Origin of the sequence: Vibrio sp. 10N.222.52.B7, from assembly GCF_041474275.1 — a bacterium.
GTDB lineage: Bacteria > Pseudomonadota > Gammaproteobacteria > Enterobacterales > Vibrionaceae > Vibrio > Vibrio crassostreae_C.
The window spans coordinates 3,158-3,428 of the sequence record NZ_JBFRTU010000027.1 but is presented as its reverse complement, the minus strand read 5'-3'; the positions used below and the strand labels follow the sequence as shown (position 1 = coordinate 3,428).

The following is a 271-nucleotide window of genomic DNA, read 5'->3' as shown; positions in this document are numbered from 1 at the left end:
CTTGCTCAAGCAGATATAGGCATAGCAATGGGCAGTGGCAGTGATGTCGCGATTGAAAGTGCGCAAATGACGCTACTCAACTCATCGCCATTATCAGTAAGCAACGCGATCGAGCTATCTCAAGCGACCGTGAGAAATATGAAGCAAAACCTATTTGGTGCCTTCATCTACAACTCGCTTGGTATTCCTATCGCGGCCGGTGTGCTTTACCCATTTTTCGGATTTCTGCTTAGTCCAGTAGTTGCAGGGGCAGCGATGGCGATGTCGTCAA

General features: G+C 48.7%; 1 pseudogene. It reads left to right on the top strand.

From position 1 onward, the window contains the following. Positions 1 to 271: pseudogene (locus AB4512_RS10145) on the top strand (haloacid dehalogenase); the annotation flags it as partial.